We start from the raw sequence: 237 nt of genomic DNA on the forward strand, positions 1-237 counted from the left end.
GCGAGGTGATGTGGAGTGTATACAAGAGACCATGCTGACATGAGTAGCGATAAAGGGGGTGAGAAACCCCCTCGCCGATAGCCCAAGGTTTCCTGAGTAAAGCTAATCTGCTCAGGGTTAGTCGATCCCTAAGCCGAGGCCGAAAGGCGTAGGCGATGGAAAACAGGTTAATATTCCTGTACCACCAAGTTATCGTTTGAGAGAAGGGGGGACGCAGGAGGGCAAGTCATCCGTCTG

The 237-nt window shown here is 52.3% G+C and carries 1 rRNA gene; it reads left to right on the forward strand.

The window, feature by feature from the left end:
- Positions 1-237 (forward strand): 23S ribosomal RNA (locus tag ACYQ2M_RS25545); the annotation flags it as partial.

It is taken from the genome of Desulfocicer niacini (assembly GCF_054657595.1).